Below are 20,893 nucleotides of genomic sequence, written 5' to 3' on the forward strand. Positions count from 1 at the left end.
TAGATATGAAAAAAGTAATTTGCTAGTATTCGTTCGATTTTTATCCAGTTAAACGAGGAGAAGCAATGCCCTCTCAATTGATGAGGACAAGTGCCGTCTTCGCTTTCTTGATTTCACTACTCTTTACTGGTGTAAGCTTTGCTTCAACCAGTACCGGCAGTTCCCATATACTGCAAGCGTATTCTTTCAAAAGCACGTCAACACCGTTGCCAGATTTGAAAAAATACCCTTCGGGAACACAGCGTAAGAAAGCGTTTTTAAATGTCATAGTTCCTATTATTGACAATGTTAATAATAAGATTTTGAAAGATCGTGAGTGGTTAACCGCCCAACGTAAAGCCCAGCACTGGGGCAGCGCAGATTTAAAAAAATTGCGTGAGATCTGTCAATATTATGGCGTTACATGTACCAGCCCGAAAAAGGTAAATTGGGATTCGTTATTAACTCGCGTTGATATTATTCCGACACACTTTGTCGCAACGCAAGCTGCAACAGAATCTGGCTGGGGAACATCGAAGTTGGCACAACAAAATAATAATCTATTCGGTATGCGATGTGGGAGTCAGTCTTGCAATAACGTTCCAGGGAAAACCAAAGGCTATGCAGCCTACCCTGATATTGAAGGCTCAGTGATTGCTTATATGCGTAATCTCAATACGCACCGCGCCTATAATTCATTGCGCTCCTCAAGAGCACAGCAAAGAATGACGCAGCAACAACTCGACTCTCGCCAGTTAATCACTGACTTGAAAGGTTACTCAGAATTGGGTTCAAGTTATAACGATTATCTGACAGAAATGTTCGACTCAAATAAAAAACTGATCACTCAAGTTCAGTTGCAGTCGAAGCAAGATAGTTAATCTATTAAGCTTTAACAAGCTTTCATCTGACAAAAAGCCACTTTTCTTTTTAGAGAAAAGTGGCTTTTATTTATCACAAGATAATCTTTTGATTGAAAGCCTGCTTAGAATTCATAATATATGTGGTAACACGTTTGGTATGACTTTTAAATCACACCCTTAGAGCCATTTATGAATTTTTTTTCATTCGAGTTTCTCGGAGCCTTTGTTAGCTTTTTTGTTCTATATTGGCTCTTCCAAAAGCACGTCAAGATCCAAAATATTCTACTGATTACAGTTAGTTATGCTTTTCTGTTTTATGCGGATTATCGTCCTGCGATTATCTTATTAAGCTATACACTGTTTATTTATTTACTGGCGAACATATTAACTAAGTACACATCTTCTAAAGTCATATACTGGCTATTAGGGTTACTCGTTGCGGTCTATTTTACCGCCTTTAAATATTACTCATTTTTTCAAGAAACACTGACGCAAACATTCCAGCAATGGGGGCTCAGTATTGAGCTACCTCTTATTGAGTTGCTTGCACCATTAGGGCTCTCTTTCTATATTTTCCATTCAGTCAGTTATGTCGTTTCTGTTTGCCGAAAAGAGATCCCTAAAGCACCATTTTTGGATGTCGTTCTTTATTTATGCTTTTTCCCAAGCATAGTCGCGGGGCCAATTAATCGCGCTAAAGAATTTCTCCCTCAAATTCAGGCGCCAACACGTAAAATCATTGATTATAAAGGGGCGATAATGCTGATTGTTTTAGCTATCGCAAAACTCTTTTGGTTAAGTGGTTGGTTCTCAACAAACTATGTCGATCCGGTATTTAATGCCCCCGATTTAGCGCAAAGTGGGCAAGTATTGACGGCTGTTTATGCCTATGCATGGCATATCTATTTTAATTTCTCGGGTTACACCAATCTTGTTACAGGTATTGCCTTATTACTAGGTTTTGTCGTCCCTCGTAATTTTAATGCGCCTTATTTAGCGATAAACTTAGCCGATTTTTGGCGTCGGTGGCACATCAGTTTATCTACCTTTATTCGTGATTACGTCTATATTCCTTTAGGGGGTAATCGTAAAGGAGTGATTAGACAGAACTTTAATGCCTTTGCTGCAATGGTGATTTCTGGATTATGGCACGGCGCTGCCATGACTTTCATTATTTGGGGCGCTATTCACGGGATTGGTGTGGTGTTATTAAATATTAAACACCGCCTCTTTCCAGCGAAAAAAAATGCCCCACCTAGTGCGTTATCGTCATTAAATATGTTGTTGTCGTGGATAATCACTTTCCACTTTGTTTGCTTTGCGTGGATATTTTTCCGCAGTCAAACCGTGGGAGATGCGTTGGTCTTGATCCAGCAACTCTTTAGTGTGGGAGCTTGGGCATCACTACAAGCTGAAGGCTTAACCCTCTTTATGTTCTGGGGACTTTTTTTACTTTACCCTTGCTTTGTGACATTAAGGGATATTGTGGCTCGTCTTGAGAAAAGAGTGCCGTGGTATGTTTATCCTCTACCACTTGCGTTGATCCTCACGATTATTTTTATGTTGTCTCCAGATGGGGTGCCAGGATTTATTTATGCCAGCTTTTGATTTCTGCTCAAATTTAAAAAAGACAGCAAAAGTCGCCTTAATGGTACTCTTTAGTACCATCCTGTTGATTTGGCTAAACCAAACATCATTAGAGCGCTTTTGGCAGCAACAATATCACCGCCCAGCACCTTGGTCTGGGCTTTCTCACTATTATGCTTGGCAAGTCGGGGGGCAGCTGCGTGATGGCGTATTCGTTGCAGTAGAAAGCTATGGTGATTACCTGCAAGTTAATCATCCTGATAATCAGGCAAAACCAATAGTACAAACCTCAGCGCCTGAGCAACTTCCTGAAGGCTTTGCTGTTGGCCTACACTTCTTTAATGGGTATACACGACCAGCAACTCAATTAACGCAACGCTTCCCTCAACTGTTAGAGCGTAAGCAAGCAATGAGTGGATTACCCTACCATTCGGCTACGGATGTGTCTGATGACGCCTTACAAGCCTTAAAACCCATCGTTCAGAAAACAGAAATTACCTTATCATCAGAAGACAAAGTGTTATTTGCAGGCGATTCAATGATGCAAGGTGTTGCACCTTTACTTAAGCGTCAACTAAAAACAGATTACAACATCAACAGTATCGATTTAAGTAAACAAAGTACAGGACTTGCTTATCCACGCTTTTTCAATTGGCCACAAACTATTGCGACACGTTTAGCCAGTGATGACTCTATCAAATTATTAGTGGTCTTTTTAGGTCCTAACGATCCTTGGGATATGCCACCTGATGGCGGAGGACGTTACTTAAAATTTGCGAGTGAAGCATGGGAGTCAGCCTACCGAGCGCGTATTGCAAGCATTATAGAAAATGCTCGACAGAATAATGTCACTGTTATTTGGGTTGGACCACCTAATATGCGCAAGCAGAAGTTATCTAAAGGTATGGCATATCTCGATAAACTTTATCGTGAAGAAGCTGAGAAAATGGGCGAAATTTACCTTTCCGTCAATGATATGTTTAAATATGAAAAAGATATTTATTCTGATTATATGGGTGATGGTAGTAGCCGTGTTAAGTTAAGAGCCGGTGATGGCATTCATTTTAGCTTAAAAGGTCAGCAAATTATTGCTCAGCACGTATTCTCACGTATTCATCTTCAAGAAGAAAGTAAAGAAGATAATGCAGCCGATGATATAAAAGATAAAAACACGGTTATTGTAAATGAAACAAATAACGCACATCCTTAAGCGTAAAACGTTAATCAGTAGCTCAATCATACTGGCTTTAGTTTCACTCTTAGTCGCTTGTAACCAAGACACTGAAAAAACAGTAAAGCTCCCCACACCATCCGTATTACCTGCTGATGGTTCAAGACAGCTTTATAACTATCATGATCCTCACTTTGCGGACTTTGTTAAGAAACTCCAGCAAGGTCGCCAAACTGTTCACATTGTCCAGCTAGGGGATTCCCATACTGCGGCTGATTTTTTCAGTGGTAAGTTGCGTGAACGTTTTCAGGCTGACTATGGTAATGGCGGTATTGGTTTTATTCCCCCGACGAATGTAGCAGGTCAGCGTATTGCAAACGTACAATACCAGAGTGACAAAAAAGCATGGACACTGCTTTCTAGCAGAAAAGATAGCGATCCTGATTTCCCATTAGGGGGTTTTATTAGTGAACCTCAAGCGAAATGGGCAAAATTACAGTTATCTGAAAACCCAATAACTCAGCAACGTTATCAGTTACAAGCACTTTATAAAACGCCAACAACAGCGCGAGTGAATGTACAGTCATCGACAAGCAAAATCCTTTCACTCTCGCAAACACAAGGTAAATGGCAGTTTTCAAACCCGACAGCTATGACATTCCCTGTCAGCATTACCGTTAACAAAAACCAGCCTGTTAAATTAGGCGGTTGGTTGATCACCAATCAACAACCTGGGGTAATGCTTTCTTCATTAGGCATTAATGGTGCCACTATCAATATGATGGATAAATGGGGCGCACAGTGGACTGAAACATTAGGACAATTACATCCTGATATGGTGATTTTAGCTTATGGTACAAATGAAGCTTTTAATGACACCTTTGATTTAATTGCTTATCGCCAACAGCTTACGGATAAAATTCGTCAAATTCGCCAGCAAGCGCCTAATAGCACTATCTTATTAATTGGGCCTTCTGATTCAGTTAAAAATAAAGAAGCCCCTGATTGCCGTTCACAACAACCTCAATGGCTAAGTGATATCATCCGTATTCAAAAAGAGGTGGCACAACAAGAGAAAACACTCTTTTGGGATTGGCGTGATTATATGGGAGGCGAATGTTCAATAAAGGTTTGGGCTCTCTATGATTTAGCAAGACCTGATGGTGTTCATCTTTCTCGTGAAGGTTATGAAAGCAGTGCAAACACACTTTATAGCCAATTAAATACCTTAATAAACAAAAGCTGATCTACGCAGTGCAACACACCAAAAGGAGCTTATCGCTCCTTTTTGATGTTCTGATTTTTATTTATCTAATTAGTCAGCCGCTCAGTTTAATAAAACGTCCACATACTTGATAACATCAACACTGGCTTGTTCCATCTGTTTTATATATTGCGTTACTGCGTCTTGATCACCATTGATATTGGCACTTAGTGCTAAACGTCCACACTCATGTACTAATTTATGTGGCTCTTCTAAACGACGAAAGGCTTCTTTACCCGCGAATTTCCGTCCATCACCTTGGTAATACCACTTTCCTAATCGACATTCAGTGTGCTGATTAACGCAGTGCTCATCATCATGATTTAATAAATGGATATAAATCGCTTCTTTCCATAAAACATGATCGAGTTTGACGGTATTAAAAAATTGCTGCATCGAAATAAAGGTAAAAATATGTTTAAGCTCGCTCGCTTGCTCTGACAATGATGTTAAATTTTGATGCCCTTCTTCAACCTGTATTTTTATTTGTTGAACCTGCTCTTGGTTTTTTTCTGTGGTTTCTTTAACGGGAATAAAGCGCGCACCTAGATTATTATTAATGCTGGCAATAGAAGAAGCCTGATTTTGGATTTCTAATGATAATTTTTTCATCTCTTGGGCTAAGACGGAAAATCCCGCACCTTCTCGCCCTATATGCCCGGCTTCAATCGCTGAATTGATTGATAAAAGGTTCGCCTGACTAGAAAGCCTATCAATATTGCTAGCGCTCTCTTTAATTTTTTTTAGCCAATCTGAGAAATTTTCTATCTCTCCTCGGCTATGCGTAAAATGTGTATCAACTTCATTTAAAAATTGAGTTAATAAGCGGGAATTATCTAACATCTTGCTGAATAGAAGTTCCATTTCATCGAGTAAATTCAGCTTATCTTGTAGCTTATTACTTGATGCTAAAATCGAATCACGTATAAGCGTGATTGTATGAATATTACAATCCGTGTGTTTAATAAAAAGCGAATTATAGTCAACCATATATGATAGCCCTAAATATGCCCACCGAATAAAGAAACCTATAGGTTAATGAGAAATGAGATATTTTCTGTCATATTTGATAGTTATTTATAGCAATGAAAAAGCGCGTCAAAAGACGCGCTAATAATTTGAAACACAAAGATTAGGTATCAAAGAAATGCGAAGAAAATCATACCGATCACAGCACCTGTTGTGCCAAGAATAGTTTCCATTAATGACCATGTTTTTAAGGTTTGTGCTTCTGTTGCACCAGTAAATTTACCAAACAACCAGAAACCTGAGTCATTGACATGGCTAAGAATAATAGAGCCACCCGCGATACACACTGATAATGCCGCCATTTGAGCGCCACTGTAACCCAACTCATTAATCACTGGTAAAACTAAACCCACTGCGGTTAAACAAGCAACCGTAGCTGAACCTTGAATAACACGTACTGCACCTGCCAGAATAAAACACGCTACTGCGATTGGCATACCTGCGCCAATTAAAGCATTCCCTAATGCAGGGCCAACACCTGAATCTACTAATACTTGCTTAAAGACACCGCCTGCCCCTGTTACCAGTAAAATGATCCCCGCAGGTTGGATTGCAGCAGAACAAATCTCCATTACTTTTTCTTTGCTCATACCACGACGGATAGCAAGACCGTAAATAGCCACTAAACAAGCCACAAGGATTGCAATAAATGGATGACCAACAAATTCAAGAATATTATAGAGTTGAGAACCTTTCTCAACGAAACGTGCACCGATGGTTTTGCATCCCACTAACACTAACGGTAATAACACAAGCGCAAGACTGAAACCAAAAGAAGGCATTTTATTCTGACCTAAACTAGGCTCAGTTAAATCTTTTGGTAATTCTAAGGTAACGTAACGGCTAATAAAGTTACCGAAGATAGGGCCAGCGAGTAACATGCCAGGAATAGCTGCACATAAACCAATTAAAATCATCCAACCAAAATCAGCGTTCATTTGGTCAGCTAACAGCATTGGTGTTGGTCCCGGTAATAAGAAGGCGGCAGCACCTGCAACACCGGCAAACAGAGGGATAGCCATTTTCACCACATTGCCACCAGTACGGCGAGCAACGGCAAATACAACACCAATTAATAAGACAACAGCAACATCAAAGAACAAGGGGAGAGCACAAATTAAACCAGCAATACCTAATGCGTAGTTGGCACGTTTCTCACCAAAGTATTTTAATAATCGGACTGCGATTTGGTCTAATGCTCCTGTTTCATGTAGCACCTTACCAAACATCGCACCCAGCGCAACGACGATAGAGAGGAAACCTAAAGTCCCTCCCATTCCGTTTTGCATGGTTTGTGTGATTTTCTCCAAAGGCATACCCGAGAAAAGACCCGCGCCAATTGCAACAATCATTAATGCGATAAAAGCATGCAAACGTGCATACATCACAAAAAAGAGCAGTAATAAAACAGAACCAACTGCCGTTAGCACCAGTGTTAATGTACTCATACCGTTTCCCCTTCAAAAGTCCCTTGAGTGACTGAATTTATCTTATTAATTACACTTTCAATCACATCATCGAGTGGCATTGAAATATCAATTTCATACACATCGTTTTCAGCTTTTGTTGGCTCTTCTAAGGTTTCAAATTGAGTCACTAACATTTGAGGTTTAAAGAAGTGCCCTTTACGTGCTTTTAAGCGACTCTCAATCAGCTCATAGTCACCTTTTAAATATAAAAAGTGCAGGCATTGATTACCGTCTCTTAACATATCTCGATACTGTTTTTTCAATGCAGAACAAACAATTAACGAAACATTATTAGTTCTTTGCATTGCAAATGCGGCATCATTTAATGCTTGTAACCAAGGTTTACGATCTTCATCATTTAAAGCATGGCCTGATGCCATTTTAATAATATTTGAGCGAGGATGGAGGAAATCACCGTCTAAAAATGCAGCACCTGTACGTTGTGCTACACCACTTGCGACCGCAGATTTACCGCTGCCTGATACCCCCATTAAGATAAAAACATGGTGTAGGGATTGGGTATCGTTCATAGAATGCTCCTTTAAGGCAGATATTAAGTCTTTTTTGTAATGTTACCCGTAACTGTTACGGGTAACATATCCGAAGTGATAAGGTAAATACAACAACGAAAATCAACTAAGAAGTGAAAATGTGAGGCGACTCGCAAATGAAAGTAAGATGATCTACATACTGACAACAAAATATTGGAGAAGTAACTCGATATTTATTTAAGGCTCAATAAAAAACCCTACTGTTAATTATTTCATAACAATAGGGTTATTAAATGATAAACATGAATATTATCAATAAGTTAAATTATTATATACTTTCACCTGTAATAATGCGAAAACCAACATCAATAACTTGTCCTCGAGCAATTTTACCTTTCATTCGTTTAAGCAATAAATCAGCAGCTTGTTGCCCCATTTCATCACGGGGAGTCAAGATACTCGCCAGACGAGGCGTCATTACTTGCCCTACGTCATGTCCGTGAAAACCTGAGATGGCGATATCATTAGGCACTGAAATTCCTAAACGTTGGCACTCAAAAACAGCACCAATAGCGATATCATCATTGGTACAATAAAGTCCATCTAAATCAGGATATTGTTTACGTGCTGCATGTAATAATTCAGCCCCTAATGAGTAAGATGAGCTTTTTGGCGTCATCACATTACCAATAGGTAAGCCTGCATTTTGCATTGCACTTTCATAACCTTTTAAACGCATTAGAGTACGTTCATCCTGTCTTGCTCCAAGATAAATAACACGCTTACAGCCACGCTTGATCATTTCACTGACCATCTGTTGTGATGCTTCAATGTTGTCTAAGCCCACAGCAGAGTCAAAACAAGGTGAAACGCTATCCATGATTTCCACCACAGGGATCCCTGCTGTTTCTAGCATTTTTATTGTTTTTGGCGTGTGTGTTCTTTCTGCAAGAATAAGTCCATCAATATTATAAGAGAGCAATGAAAGTAGGCGTTCTTCTTCTTTTTCAGCACGATATCCGTAGTGCGCTAACATGGTTTGATAACCGTATTTATCGGTCACTGATTCAATACCACGAATAACTTCAGCAAAAACTTGGTTAGTTAAAGAAGGTAGTAATACCCCAATCGCATGACTGGTAGAATTAGATAAAATATCAGGAGCACGGTTAGGAATATAATTAAGACTATCTAACTCGCGCGCAATTTTTTCTCGTAAAGCTTCAGAGACCTGTTCTGGGTTACGCAAAAAACGACTAACCGTCATTTTGGTGACACCAACACGTGAAGCTACATCCTGTAATGAGGGGCGTTTTTTCTTCATTTTATATCGCAACTATCCAAAAACATTCGTATTAATACGCGCTTTAATTTTCCAAGAACACTGATTATAGCCTTAGGTTATACACTATTTCGAATAAAGTTTTTCAGATGTGTGCCTAGATTTGATTTTGACTGATGATCCCTTGACTTAAGCCAAAGGAAATATAGTATTCATCGCTATATAATAAATGAAATAACGATACCAACGTAAAACAATAAAAAGTGTGAACTTATGGCGATCTGTAGACGACAATTTCTAACTTACCTCACAACCATTGCGACATTATCCGCACTTCCACATTCGGTAAGAGCCGCAATAACCTCGCGTATTGCAGCACAATTTGGTCATGTTCCAGCATCAACCGCGATCCATCGCGTGATCAGTGCGGGACCGCCTACTGATCAATTGTTACTCGCATTAGCCCCTGAAAAACTATTAGGTTTTTCCTCACTTAATTTAGAAAAAAGTTCTTTATTTTCAGATGAATTGCGTAAATTACCCCGTTTAGGGCGTTTGTCTGGACGAGGAAGTACCCTCTCTTTAGAAACTTTACTGATGTTAAAGCCCGATATCATTATTGATAGTGGTAATGTAGATGAAACCTATCGCTCATTAGCGAAACGCGTTTCCGATCAAACGGGTGTGCCTTATGTGTTAATTGATGGCACATTAAAAGACAGCCCAGCTCAGTTACGTCAAACAGGCGCTTTATTAGGGGTTACAGAAAAAGCAGAAACATTAGCGCTAATTGCAGAGCAATACCTTAATGACGCAGCCCTATTTGCTTCTGAACAAAAAGCGCACCCGCGTTTTTATCTTGCTCGTGGTGCAAAAGGATTACAAACGGGTGCAAGGCACTCAATTCATACAGAAGCCATTGAGGCATTAGGTTTTGAAAATGTCGTCGATGTTCCTGATTTCACCGGGTTAACGGATGTATCACCAGAACAACTGTTAATGTGGAACCCTGAAATTATCATCACGCAAGATGAAAACGCCTATCAGCAAATAATGCAAGACTCTGTATGGAAAAGCATTCAAGCCGTTAAAAACAACAAAGTATTACTGTTTAAAGGTTTACCATTTGGTTGGTTAGATGGCCCTCCGGGTATCAACCGTTTAATGGGAATGCGCCGCCTACAGGGCCATTTCGATCCTCGAATCGAAAAACAAGCGGTTCGCGATCTGCAAAATTACTTTGCTCATTTTTACCATACGCAATTAAGTGCGGAGCAATGTCAGCAATTGCTGGGGTATTCATGAGTCAATCGGCACGCATCACACTTCTTTTTGCGTTATTTTCCATTGTCGCGTTAATTGCGATCACAAGTGGTAAGTATTCACTTACTACCAATGAGCTGTGGACGCTAGTGGGTAATAAATTAACCGGCAATGTGGAATACAGTCGCACTGAAACTGTCTTTTGGCAAATAAGATTTCCTCGCGTTCTAGCGGCAATCTTAATTGGTGGAGGATTGGCGATCGCAGGTGCGGCTTATCAAGGCATGTTTCGTAACCCTTTAGTATCACCTGATATTCTTGGTGTTTCGTCCGGTGCTGGTGTCGGTGCCGTTTTAGGTATTTTTCTTGGGCAATCAATGTTGTCGATTCAACTTTTCGCTTTTGCGGGTGGTTTAGCAACGGTTGCTCTAGTCTACTTTATTGCGAGACTTGCGAAACAACATGATCCGGTGCTTTCGCTTGTATTAGTCGGTATTGCTATCAGTGCACTATGTGGCTCTGCAATCTCATTAATGAAAATTCTCGCCGATCCTTATACTCAATTGCCTTCAATTACCTTTTGGCTCTTAGGTGGGCTTTCGACCATTACGGCTTCTGATCTCATTTCTGTTGCGCCTTTAATGTTAGTCGGTTTTATTCCACTTATTTTATTACGCTGGCGTATGAATATTCTCAGTTTATCTGATGAAGAAGCCAGAGCATTAGGTTTAAACGTCGAGGTCACACGGCTTATCTTTATTTTGTCTGCGACATTAATCACCGCAAGTGCAGTTTCTATTGCGGGTATTATTGGTTGGTTAGGTTTAATTGTGCCTCATATTGCAAGGTTGTTAGTGGGTGCTAACTTTAGCCAGCAACTGCCTGTTTCCTTGCTTGTTGGCGCTATTATGTTATTAATCACTGATACATTAGCCCGCACGATTGCCAATATTGAACTTCCATTAGGTATTTTAACCTCTGCCATTGGTGCGCCATTCTTCTTAATGTTGTTACTTAGAACGAGGAAAGGCTGATGATCATTGCTAATGCCAATCGACTTTCCATTGGTTACAAAGGTAAATCCTTAATTAAAGATCTCTCCTTTCGTATCGAACAAGGGCAAATAATTTGCTTATTAGGTGCCAATGGTTGTGGAAAAACGACATTAATGCGCACGTTATTAGGTTTGATACCTTGTATTGATGGTGAGATTAATATTGCGGGTAAAACACTAAGTGAGTGGTCACCAACAGAACTTGCCAAAGTCGTGGCGTATGTTCCTCAAGCAACACATATCCCCTTTTCTTTCAATGTTATTGATATGGTTGTCATGGGGCGAGGTGCGCATCTCTCCTTTTTTTCGATGCCTAGCTCACAAGATAAAACGATGGCAATGGAAACCTTAGAAATGCTCTCGCTTTCTCATCTTGCTCACCGAACTTTTGATACCTTAAGTGGCGGTGAAAAACAGATGGTATTAATTGCACGCGCTTTAGTGCAACAACCCAAATTGTTGATTATGGATGAACCCGCAGCAAGCCTTGATTTTGGTAATCAAATCAAATTGCTTACCCAAGTTAAGGCATTAAAAGCATTAGGGATCAGTGTTTTTATGTCTACACATCACCCTCAACATGCCGCTTCTTTGGCAGATGATGTCATTTTGCTGACACCTCATGTGCCCGTTTTGCAAGATAGACCTGACATTTTGCTGACACCCGACAATTTAGCGCACCTTTATGGTGTACAACCAACAGATATTCAGGCGCATTTTCACGCCTACTCTGATAATAAAAATGACCATAGGCAAGAATATGAACACAATTGAAACCACGGATTTTGCTGAACTTTATAAAAACCACATGGTACAGGCTGAAAGAACCAAAAAAGAGCCAGAGCATTGGGATAAACGTGCTGAAAAAATGGCAGAAACCTGTGCCAATCCTAACGATCCCTATTTAATAAAATTCCGTGAAATGATGGATTTTACCGGTGCTGAAACCCTATTAGATGTAGGTTGTGGTCCTGGCTCTATCAGTATTCATGTTGCAGATAAATTCAAAAAAATAATTGGCATTGATTACAGTACAGGAATGTTAGCGGTCGCTAAACGCAGAGCCGAACAAGCAGGCATCAACCACGCAGAATTTATAACGTGTTCATGGGAAGATAGCTGGGATGAGCTTCCTCGTTGTGATATCGCTGTCGCTTCACGTTCAACTTTAGTGATGGATTTAAAAGCTGCATTAATCAAACTTAATCGCCAAGCGAAATTACGTGTTTATACCACTCATACGGTTTCACCAACCTTTGTTGATCAACGCATTATTCGCTTATTGGGTCGTGAGGTTCCTACGCTTCCAACGTACATTTATGCTGTGAATATGCTAAACCAAATGGGTATTCACCCTAAAGTGGATTATATTCGTAGCCGTAATTGTCAGAGTAATTTTAATAGCCTTGAGCAATTTATTGAAGGCATCAACTTCTCCGTAGGGCCTTTAAGTGAAGACGAAATTATACGCCTAACAAATTACTATCAAGAAAGCATTGAAAAAGGTGCTTCATTGATTTCGCCAACTCGTGATTGGGCAATGGTTTCTTGGGATGTCGTTCCTGAAAGTGAGCTAACTCTATGATTTATTATCCTGATGCCTTTCTTGATAATTTGTTGATGGAAGATATCCAATATGGCGATCTCACCAGCCGAGCTCTGAATATTGGTAACCAACTAGGCACAATGACTTTTACACGCCGTGAAGCAGGTTGCGTCAGTGGGATCACTCTAGGTTGTCGCTTATTGGAAAAATTAGGATTAGTAGTCATCGCACATCAACAAGATGGCGATTTTGCTAATGCAGGTGATTGCTTAATCACGGCTGAAGGCCGTGCTGATGCACTACATCAAGGCTGGAAAGTGGTACAAAACGTCCTTGAGTGGAGTTGTGGCGTGAGTGATTATATGGCAAGAATGCTAGATATTTATCACCGCTATCAACCTAAAGGGCAAATTGCGTGTACACGTAAAAATATCCCTAATACTAAATTACTCGCGACCCAAGCCGTACTGGCGGGCGGTGGTGTCATTCATCGCCAAGGTTGCTCCGAAACTATTTTGCTCTTTGCTAACCATCGTCGATTTTTGTCAGAGCCTAATAATTGGGCGCAACATGTTAAGCAGTTACGCCAAGCGGCACCTGAAAAATGCATTGTTGTAGAAGCTGATGATATTGAACAAGCAAGAGAGGCGTTAAAAGCACAGCCAGATATTTTACAGCTCGATAAGTTCTCTATTGAAGATATCGCACAGCTACAACAAGAAGTGCCTCACGTTGCACCTCACTGTCATCTTTCCTTGGCTGGTGGTATTAACTTAAACACAATTGAAAAATATGCGCAGACAGGCGTCAACTTACTGGTGACATCTGCGCCTTATTATGCTCCACCGACGGATATTAAAGTTCGCCTTTATCCAAAAGATTAAATAAAGACAACATCTACTGAATGTAAAAAAAGTTATAACAAGGAAATGGTTGTAGTGGCATAGAGGAGTATCTTTGCTGAACTTCTTTTATATGAATTTGTTGCTTTATTTTATAAAAAACCGAGTGCTAACAGATGTTAGCGCTCTTTTTATTCATTTATTTTTACGCACATCGTTATATAAAAAATTATATATTGATTATAAACTGAGATTGGAATGATGAAATTAAAACCTCTATGCTACTGTTTATCTCTTGCTCTACTACCCAGTATTGCACTTGCTGACACCACTTATGGGCAATCCACTCCTGATTTATTAACTGTTTGGAGTAGTCCTATTGCAGCAAATCCAGATATATTAACGCAAGAACAAATGCTTGAACAAAATAAGGTCAATGCGGCGCAAGCCATTGCAACATTACCCGGTGTTGTAATGCAAAAATCGGGTAACCGTAATGAGTACACCATTAAAGTACGTGGTTTTGATAGCCGTCAAGTACCTGTATTCTTTGATGGTATCCCGACTTATGTTCCTTATGATGGCAACTTAGACTTGGCTCGCTTTACCACAAACGATCTGGCAAACATTGAAGTCAACAAAGGCTATACCTCATTACTGCAAGGCCCTAACTTAATGGGTGGTGCAATTAATATCACTACTGCGACACCGAAAAAATCCTTAGAAGGCAGTATCGCTTATTCTCAAGGTTTTGCCCGTGGCGCTGATTATGCACACAATATGAGTGCTCGCTTAGGCGCGCGTAATGATTTAGGTTTTATTCAAATTAGTGGAAGTCAATTAAAACAACGTTTTACGCCAATTCCAGGTGCTGATGAAAATAATGCAGCGGCAGGAACTCATGGGCGTCGTGATAACTCTGCAACTGATGATAAACGTGGCATGATCAAAGTGGGTTGGACGCCACGCGCTTCTGACGAATATACCCTAACTTATGTAAAACAAGACGGTGAAAAAAATAGCCCACCATCAACATTGGGTAAAGGTAAATTTAAATATTGGGCATGGCCGGATTACAATAAAGAAAGCTATTACTATAGCGGTATTACTCAAATTACTGATGGTATGAAATTACAAAGTCGTGCTTATCACGATAAATTTGAAAATACCCTTTATATGTATCCTAAAAAAGGTAATACACCTGATTACAGTCACTATGACGATTACAGTACAGGTGCCGCATTACAATTAGGCATCGATACACGTGAAAATGATCTGCTCTCTTTCGCTGCTCACTGGAAAGATGACGTTCATCGCGCCCAAAAAGAGAAAGGTGGCAATTGGATGCGTTATAAAGACAGAACATGGTCTTTGGCAACAGAATATCAATGGGCTGCCACTAATGATCTCGATTTAGTGGGTGCAATTAGCTATGACTGGCGCGATAGCGTTGAGACTGACAAAGGCGCTGATGATAACAAGCAAACAGCCTTTAACTGGGAAATGATGGCAAAATATTCATTAGCCAATGATGATGCTGTACGTTTCTCCGTGTCTGATCGTAGCCGTTTCCCTACACAAAAAGAACGTTACACAAGTGAAAAACCCAAAGATGGCTCAAAAGGGATCATCAATCCAGATTTAGATCCTGAACGTGCATTATCTTTTGACTTAACTTATGAAGGACACATTACAGATAAATGGGGTTATCAAACTAGCGTTTACTACAATCGTGTCAGTGATGCAATTATGGCACATACCGTTTATCGCAATGGCAACGCATTCTTTCAAAACCAAAATAGCGGACGTATTGACTATATTGGTTTAGATTTAGGGACAAAAGGTAATGTGACAGATTGGTTAGAGCTTGGCTTAAATTACAGCTATATCCATAGCGATCCTAAACAAATAGCACACGTTGAAGGTTTACCAAAACATAAAGCCTATATGTGGATGACATTTATTCCTGTAGAACAGGTTCGCTTTACCATTATGGAAGAAGCACAAAGTTGGATCTATAACCGCATTGATGAAAATGACAAATTGGCAGGCTATGCAAAAACAGACCTTCGTTTAGATTATGATTTTGGGTATGGTGTTTCTGCTAATGCTTCTGTAAATAATCTTTTTGATAAGTCTTATGAATATACTCAAGGTTATATGGAAGATGGCCGTAATTACTGGTTAGGTGTTGAATATAAATTCTAATTTATTTTTTATCAATATAAGAGCTGATATTTATTCTAATATCAGCTCTTTTTTATCCCTAAAATAACTTTAATTTCCATAATATCACTTTATCAAAAATTAGAAACGTAGAAATCCTTTTGCCATTTCTAGTAATGTATTCATCGTACTACTTACTATTTTAACAAAATTATCATAATTGCTATTTGCAGCACTGTATTTTTTAGAAAGCTCATCAAGATTACTATTTATATTTTTTTCAAATGCATCCATACCATTTTTGAGTAAATTAAATTCTGATGATAAAAGTTTAACAGTTGCATTATCAGGAGATTTATTCATTTCATCCACTGATGATCCACCCAATACTAAATCTAATAATTTATCAAAACGAGATAAGTCTACCTTGAAATAAATTTCAATTTTCATTGGTGGACCAGGTAATTGATTTATACTAAACTTACCACTTTTAACATCCTTTAATAAATCTTCTATAGCGTCAATAGGAACCATAATTCCATTAGCATATATTCTTTCTCCTCCAATTTCACGATAAAAATGACCATCACTATCTTGTTCGAAAACAAACTCTCCGAAATAAAGATTTTGATTGGAAATAGAACTATATTTATCAACAAAATCTTTTATTTTTTTATAAAAATCTTTTCGTTTAAAATTAATATGATTATCATCACTTGCTGCACTAACATATTTACTGATACTTGCTAATATCTCTCTTAATTCATTAACAAATTTCATATAATTAGAAAAGGTATCTTTTAAAACATCTAAGTAATCATTTTTACCTGTGATTATAGAATCTTTGACTTCTTTAAAAAAATCATGCAATGAATCAGCATTAGAACTGCTTCTGTCATTAAATTGAGAGTTTAAATATTGAATTTGAGATATATCTTTTTCTAGAATCCTAGCATTATTACTATTTATTGCATATTGATTATTGTTAATAGAAATAGATTCTTTTAATGAATTAACATGTTTATTATTTTCCGGCACTGAAAATAAATAGTCATTAAGATTATTTTTTAATTTTAATTTAGCCTTCTCCTTTTCTATATAAAAATCTTCAATTCTTTTGTTTCTTTCATTATTAGATATCAGATCATGTTGTTTATCATTATTATTTAACTCAAGATTGCTATATTTTACTTTATAATTTTCATCATAGTTAATTGGATTTATCACTATTAACCTCTTACATTACTAGAAATCGTTGAAGCAGCATCTTGATTGGCCCGAATAATTGCCTCTATTGTTTGTATTAAGGCTTTAATAATATCTAAGGCTTCGCGTTGGATCTCAGAATTATTATTATCAATTTGCCCTATTGCATGACCAGCAGATTCTAATGTCTTAATATTTCCATCTATACGTAATGCGTTATTTTGAACAGTATTATCAACTATTTTTGATGCAGGATCTGCCATTGCTGAAATAAGTGAACCTTTAATTATAGTCGGATTAGTTGTCTCTTTCGTTGATTTCAATTCACCAATCCCCTTTATAGAGGTAAAAGCACCAATACCATTAATAGCCATAGAAACAGCCGCACCTGAAATAGCAGCTGATAATATAAAGTCCGCTTTTTGATATAGATCATTTTTTATTGTATTGGCAAAATCCACTTGCATTTTCATAAAAAGGCTTCCTAAACTTCTTGATGATTCATATTTTTTTATCATAAACATTAGATAATTAATCATTAGGTTAATGATGCTAATCATTTCTTTACAAATAAAATTAAATTGTTTATTATTTATTGTGTTACTTCCTTTTAAAGATTTATCTTTACTTAACTCAGTAATTAAACATTGTATATCTGGTTTTTCTGTTTTTGGTTTCTTTAACTCAGGTATTATAGTATTGAGCTGATTTTTTTCTCTTTCTATTCGTTCATTTATCTCTTTTGATTTTCCCATACTATCAAATATAAAATCATTATTAACTTTAGCATTTTTATCAATATTATCAAAAACGTTTTCTAACTGTTCTTTTATTACAGGTATATTATTCAATTGATTACTTACATTGGAAACCATAATGTTTCTCCTATAAAATAAATTAAATATTCATATTTTTCACAATGATTGCTTTAGTTTTATTACTTGAAGATAAATTATCACTCATGCTCTGCAACATTTCAGTTAATGTGTCTACTTGTTCTTGATAACTATCCATAATTTTTTCTATTAATGCTTGGATCATATCTAAGATAACTTGTAATTTTTTAGAATCTGCAACAGCTCTAATAATTGCATCAGTAATGAGCGCTGTATATATATTAATAATATTTGAAACTGCTGCAGTGATTAATCTTGATATTAAAAGTATTTTCTTCAAAGAATTTAAACCAAATTGGGCAAGATCTTTAGTTAACAGTTTAGTAATTGATTTTAGAATGTTCTTCAATGTATTCATAATCATTTCTTTAACTATTTTACCTAACATAGCTTCAAGATAATCACTCAATATTTTCTTTAATATCATTTTAACTTGTTCAGTAAAAATCTTTTTAGCTACACTACTCACTGCACTACCCGCTGGACCTGCAACACAACTTAATGCAACTCCCCCTACGAAAAGTCCAATAGTAATGACAATTTTTACTGCCATTTTTATCTTTTCTTTCAGTTTATTTTTAGATTCATTAATAATTTCTTCAATAGCTTCTTTACTCATACCCGCTTGCGATAATATAGAAGACATGGAAGCATTAATATAAGCCTCAATTATATCGGTAATAACATCAGTAAGTTTATCGACAAGTTCATTTACCGCTGTTGTAACAGGAGCCATTGCCTCTTCCATAAACGATTTATGAGTTATCGCTTGATAAATTTCATCAGCAACCATTAAAGAGACGCTAGCTACCATCATCACAACAGCAACACCAAGCAAAGCCAATGAAGCACCCGCTGTAAAAATAGAAGCAGCACCCGCAATAAGTGTTAATAAGGCACCAAGTATCTTTAAGCCAATTCCTGCCCAAAAGTCAGTTTCTCTTTTTTTTTCAAGTTGAGTTTTTTGATCTTCAATTTTTTGTTTTAATGATTTAGTGGTAACTTCCTGCATTTCATCAAATATTTTCTGTTCACCTCTTGCACGTTCCAAAGTGACTCTTAATGTCAATTCCCGTAATTTAGCTAATAAAAAAGTTAATAAAGCCAATCCCGTCAATATATGTGATGCAACTTCGAGTTCTATTTTACTTTGCGATTTCGTTAGTTTTTGATAAATATCTTGTGCGCTATCTAATCTATTATTGATTGATTCATCATTTTTTTTATTAATTAATGAACTTAATTCATTTCTATGTGATGTAATTGAATTAAGCTTATCATTGCTCATGGAAATATTTGGTGTATACTTAAATGCTTCATCTAAAAAATGAGCTAACTTATTATATAAGTTATGAATATCAGCAAAAGTATAGTTTTTAGTGCTCTTAGGTAAACGCATAAAAGGAAAATTATCTTTAAGAAAAACCGCCATCTCCTCTCTGCTATTAATTTTTTTAGCGAGTAGTTTACTAACAACAGCATCAGGAATATTTTTATTTTTTAAGAAATCAACAACTTCTTTTTTTGTTTCAAATTTATTAATTTTAATTTGATTATAGATTTCCATCCAATAATCAGTATAGGCTTCTTTATATTTATTTGTATCATCTAAAATAGATTGATAATCATTTTTTAGTCCATTAAAACCTTGAGACAATTTATCTAATTTATCTAGATAATAATCAAGATTATCAATATTTTTTAATTTATCTAAGATACTTTTATTTATTAAATTTTGATATGATAATTGTAGATAGAGGTAATCATTTGTTCTTTTTGATGGGGAATTTTTTGATTTATTTGATTCAGTATATAATAGTTGATTTTCTGTTTCTGTAGAATCGATTGAACAAGTATTTTTGTTTATTACAATATAATGACTATCATCATATAGATGCTTTTGATTAGCTAAAATCTCTTCTTTTCTATTTGCCTCAATTGGGCTATTTAATACATCTTCTTTTTCTTTTTTTTGAGGATATAGCTGAGTCTGATATTCTTGCTCTGACGCTGCTTTAATATTAAAATTTAAATCTGATTTAGTATCGATTTTTTTACTACTTTTTTCTTGTTCTATAGGTGCCCTTAGAATAGGGTATTCAAAGTTATTTTTATCTTTTAAAATAACCTCATTAATTAACTTATCATTAGTAACCGTATTAATTATTTGAGCTTGTTTTACACTTTCTTTATTAACTTTTTCAACCTCTTTAGAAGGTGAAAAAGTAGAAACTTTTCGCTCATGGATAATATCATTATTAACTTTACCATTCATATTATTCATCCTTACTTTCATCGATGACTATAAGTGGAATATCTTTTAATGACTCTAAATAAACTATTGCTTTTTCTTTTATTGTTTCATCATTAATATTTTTAACCACTTGATCGAAGCAATATTTTGCTTTCTCTTTTTCACCTAAAGACAAGTTGCATTGCCCTGCATAAAATACCGGACGATAATCTTTATCTGCATTTAGGTAAGCTAACGCATATAGATCAACTGCCGCTTGATACTGTTTTTTTAATTGATTAACTGCAGCAAGTCCCATAATGTAATCAACATTATAAAAATCGTAGAGACATAAAAATTTGAAAATAGCCTCGGCTTCATCCAACTTTCCCTTCTGGTAGAAGTCATAAGCAAATGAGTAGATTCCTTCCATAAATCCTTCTGGAATAGTGCTTTCATCCTTAAGTGTTGTCCCATTTTGAACAATAGAAACAATATAGTTTGCTAATTGATCAATTTCTTTTTCTGACATTTTTTCATATACTGACATGA

At 37.0% G+C, this 20,893-nt stretch carries 18 protein-coding genes; 10 read left to right on the forward strand and 8 right to left on the reverse strand.

From position 1 onward, the window contains the following. The first annotated feature begins 65 nt into the window (after window positions 1-65). The 4 genes from DK861_RS10715 to DK861_RS10730 all read left to right on the forward strand — a co-directional run bounded on the left by DK861_RS10715 (window position 66) and on the right by DK861_RS10730 (window position 4,846). A complete protein-coding gene (locus tag DK861_RS10715; protein ID WP_072064422.1) occupies window positions 66-860 on the forward strand; it encodes a protein bax in 795 nt (264 codons plus the stop codon). Window positions 861-1,031: 171 nt separating this feature from the next. Continuing rightward, a complete protein-coding gene (locus DK861_RS10720; protein ID WP_109400074.1) occupies window positions 1,032-2,450 on the forward strand; it encodes an MBOAT family O-acyltransferase in 1,419 nt (472 codons plus the stop codon). Beyond that, window positions 2,437-3,639, forward strand: a complete 1,203-nt coding sequence (locus tag DK861_RS10725) for an SGNH family hydrolase (protein WP_109400075.1) — start codon at window positions 2,437-2,439, stop codon at window positions 3,637-3,639. The genes DK861_RS10720 and DK861_RS10725 overlap by 14 nt, the downstream gene beginning before the upstream one ends. Continuing rightward, window positions 3,614-4,846, forward strand: coding sequence for an SGNH/GDSL hydrolase family protein (locus DK861_RS10730; RefSeq protein ID WP_109400076.1), 1,233 nt, complete (start codon window positions 3,614-3,616; stop codon window positions 4,844-4,846). Before DK861_RS10725 ends, DK861_RS10730 begins: the two co-directional genes overlap by 26 nt. 81 nt (window positions 4,847-4,927) lie before the next feature. On the opposite strand, the gene DK861_RS10735 is transcribed toward DK861_RS10730, so the two are convergent. The 4 genes from DK861_RS10735 to gntR form a co-directional block, all read right to left on the reverse strand. Then, window positions 4,928-5,854 (reverse strand): methyl-accepting chemotaxis protein, encoded by a 927-nt coding sequence (locus DK861_RS10735; RefSeq protein WP_072064425.1) that lies wholly within the window; start codon window positions 5,852-5,854, stop codon window positions 4,928-4,930. A 149-nt stretch (window positions 5,855-6,003) separates the two neighbouring features. After that, a complete protein-coding gene (gene gntU / locus DK861_RS10740; RefSeq protein WP_109400077.1) occupies window positions 6,004-7,341 on the reverse strand; it encodes a gluconate transporter in 1,338 nt (445 codons plus the stop codon). Further along, the gene (gntK, locus tag DK861_RS10745) at window positions 7,338-7,892 is read right to left on the reverse strand and encodes a gluconokinase (protein ID WP_109400078.1); all 555 of its coding nucleotides are present in this window, start codon (window positions 7,890-7,892) and stop codon (window positions 7,338-7,340) included. The genes gntU and gntK overlap by 4 nt, the downstream gene beginning before the upstream one ends. A gap of 289 nt (window positions 7,893-8,181) precedes the next feature. Then, the gene (gene gntR / locus DK861_RS10750) at window positions 8,182-9,177 is read right to left on the reverse strand and encodes a gluconate operon transcriptional repressor GntR (protein WP_072064428.1); all 996 of its coding nucleotides are present in this window, start codon (window positions 9,175-9,177) and stop codon (window positions 8,182-8,184) included. A gap of 231 nt (window positions 9,178-9,408) precedes the next feature. On the opposite strand from gntR, the gene DK861_RS10755 reads away from it, so the two are divergent. The 6 genes from DK861_RS10755 (at window position 9,409) to DK861_RS10780 (ending at window position 16,048) form a co-directional block, all read left to right on the forward strand. Then, complete coding sequence (locus DK861_RS10755) at window positions 9,409-10,440, forward strand: iron ABC transporter substrate-binding protein (protein ID WP_109400079.1); 1,032 nt, start codon at window positions 9,409-9,411, stop codon at window positions 10,438-10,440. Then, complete coding sequence (locus tag DK861_RS10760) at window positions 10,437-11,432, forward strand: iron ABC transporter permease (RefSeq protein ID WP_109400080.1); 996 nt, start codon at window positions 10,437-10,439, stop codon at window positions 11,430-11,432. The genes DK861_RS10755 and DK861_RS10760 overlap by 4 nt, the downstream gene beginning before the upstream one ends. Further along, entirely contained in the window at window positions 11,432-12,226 is a 795-nt protein-coding gene (locus DK861_RS10765) for an ABC transporter ATP-binding protein (protein WP_109400081.1), read from the forward strand. The genes DK861_RS10760 and DK861_RS10765 overlap by 1 nt, the downstream gene beginning before the upstream one ends. Beyond that, window positions 12,213-13,037 (forward strand): class I SAM-dependent methyltransferase, encoded by an 825-nt coding sequence (locus tag DK861_RS10770; RefSeq protein WP_109400082.1) that lies wholly within the window; start codon window positions 12,213-12,215, stop codon window positions 13,035-13,037. The genes DK861_RS10765 and DK861_RS10770 overlap by 14 nt, the downstream gene beginning before the upstream one ends. After that, a complete protein-coding gene (modD, locus tag DK861_RS10775) occupies window positions 13,034-13,882 on the forward strand; it encodes a ModD protein (protein ID WP_109400083.1) in 849 nt (282 codons plus the stop codon). Before DK861_RS10770 ends, modD begins: the two co-directional genes overlap by 4 nt. Before the next feature lie 219 nt (window positions 13,883-14,101). Next, entirely contained in the window at window positions 14,102-16,048 is a 1,947-nt protein-coding gene (locus DK861_RS10780) for a TonB-dependent receptor (RefSeq protein WP_109400146.1), read from the forward strand. 99 nt (window positions 16,049-16,147) lie between these two features. Here DK861_RS10780 and DK861_RS10785 read toward each other — a convergent pair whose 3' ends face one another. From DK861_RS10785 to sicA, 4 genes are read right to left on the reverse strand one after another with little or no spacing between them, the layout of a single operon-like run. Beyond that, window positions 16,148-17,233, reverse strand: coding sequence for an IpaD/SipD/SspD family type III secretion system needle tip protein (locus DK861_RS10785; protein ID WP_109400084.1), 1,086 nt, complete (start codon window positions 17,231-17,233; stop codon window positions 16,148-16,150). A 2-nt stretch (window positions 17,234-17,235) separates the two neighbouring features. Continuing rightward, window positions 17,236-18,087 carry a type III secretion protein gene (locus DK861_RS10790; protein WP_109400085.1) on the reverse strand — a complete coding sequence of 284 codons (852 nt, stop codon included), beginning with the start codon at window positions 18,085-18,087 and terminating at the stop codon, window positions 17,236-17,238. Between the two features lie 22 nt (window positions 18,088-18,109). Then, entirely contained in the window at window positions 18,110-20,383 is a 2,274-nt protein-coding gene (sctE, locus tag DK861_RS10795) for a type III secretion system translocon subunit SctE (RefSeq protein WP_162556774.1), read from the reverse strand. Between the two features lies 1 nt (window position 20,384). Continuing rightward, window positions 20,385-20,891 (reverse strand): type III secretion system translocator chaperone SicA, encoded by a 507-nt coding sequence (sicA, locus tag DK861_RS10800; RefSeq protein ID WP_109400087.1) that lies wholly within the window; start codon window positions 20,889-20,891, stop codon window positions 20,385-20,387. Window positions 20,892-20,893 lie beyond the last annotated feature (2 nt).

Source organism: Proteus sp. TJ1640, assembly GCF_003144445.1.
In the GTDB taxonomy this organism is placed as follows: domain Bacteria; phylum Pseudomonadota; class Gammaproteobacteria; order Enterobacterales; family Enterobacteriaceae; genus Proteus; species Proteus penneri.

What these genes read in the sequence shown, in the direction of transcription:
- gntR (WP_072064428.1), bottom strand. Translation starts at nt 9,177, where the DNA reads ATGAAGAAAAAACGCCCCTCATTACAGGATGTAGCTTCACGTGTTGGT.
- DK861_RS10730 (WP_109400076.1), top strand. Translation starts at nt 3,614, where the DNA reads ATGAAACAAATAACGCACATCCTTAAGCGTAAAACGTTAATCAGTAGC.
- sctE (WP_162556774.1), bottom strand. Translation starts at nt 20,383, where the DNA reads ATGAATGGTAAAGTTAATAATGATATTATCCATGAGCGAAAAGTTTCT.
- gntK (WP_109400078.1), bottom strand. Translation starts at nt 7,892, where the DNA reads ATGAACGATACCCAATCCCTACACCATGTTTTTATCTTAATGGGGGTA.
- DK861_RS10770 (WP_109400082.1), top strand. Translation starts at nt 12,213, where the DNA reads ATGAACACAATTGAAACCACGGATTTTGCTGAACTTTATAAAAACCAC.
- DK861_RS10765 (WP_109400081.1), top strand. Translation starts at nt 11,432, where the DNA reads ATGATCATTGCTAATGCCAATCGACTTTCCATTGGTTACAAAGGTAAA.
- gntU (WP_109400077.1), bottom strand. Translation starts at nt 7,341, where the DNA reads ATGAGTACATTAACACTGGTGCTAACGGCAGTTGGTTCTGTTTTATTA.
- DK861_RS10790 (WP_109400085.1), bottom strand. Translation starts at nt 18,087, where the DNA reads ATGGTTTCCAATGTAAGTAATCAATTGAATAATATACCTGTAATAAAA.
- sicA (WP_109400087.1), bottom strand. Translation starts at nt 20,891, where the DNA reads ATGTCAGTATATGAAAAAATGTCAGAAAAAGAAATTGATCAATTAGCA.
- modD (WP_109400083.1), top strand. Translation starts at nt 13,034, where the DNA reads ATGATTTATTATCCTGATGCCTTTCTTGATAATTTGTTGATGGAAGAT.
- DK861_RS10725 (WP_109400075.1), top strand. Translation starts at nt 2,437, where the DNA reads ATGCCAGCTTTTGATTTCTGCTCAAATTTAAAAAAGACAGCAAAAGTC.
- DK861_RS10735 (WP_072064425.1), bottom strand. Translation starts at nt 5,854, where the DNA reads ATGGTTGACTATAATTCGCTTTTTATTAAACACACGGATTGTAATATT.
- DK861_RS10715 (WP_072064422.1), top strand. Translation starts at nt 66, where the DNA reads ATGCCCTCTCAATTGATGAGGACAAGTGCCGTCTTCGCTTTCTTGATT.
- DK861_RS10755 (WP_109400079.1), top strand. Translation starts at nt 9,409, where the DNA reads ATGGCGATCTGTAGACGACAATTTCTAACTTACCTCACAACCATTGCG.
- DK861_RS10760 (WP_109400080.1), top strand. Translation starts at nt 10,437, where the DNA reads ATGAGTCAATCGGCACGCATCACACTTCTTTTTGCGTTATTTTCCATT.
- DK861_RS10720 (WP_109400074.1), top strand. Translation starts at nt 1,032, where the DNA reads ATGAATTTTTTTTCATTCGAGTTTCTCGGAGCCTTTGTTAGCTTTTTT.
- DK861_RS10780 (WP_109400146.1), top strand. Translation starts at nt 14,102, where the DNA reads ATGAAATTAAAACCTCTATGCTACTGTTTATCTCTTGCTCTACTACCC.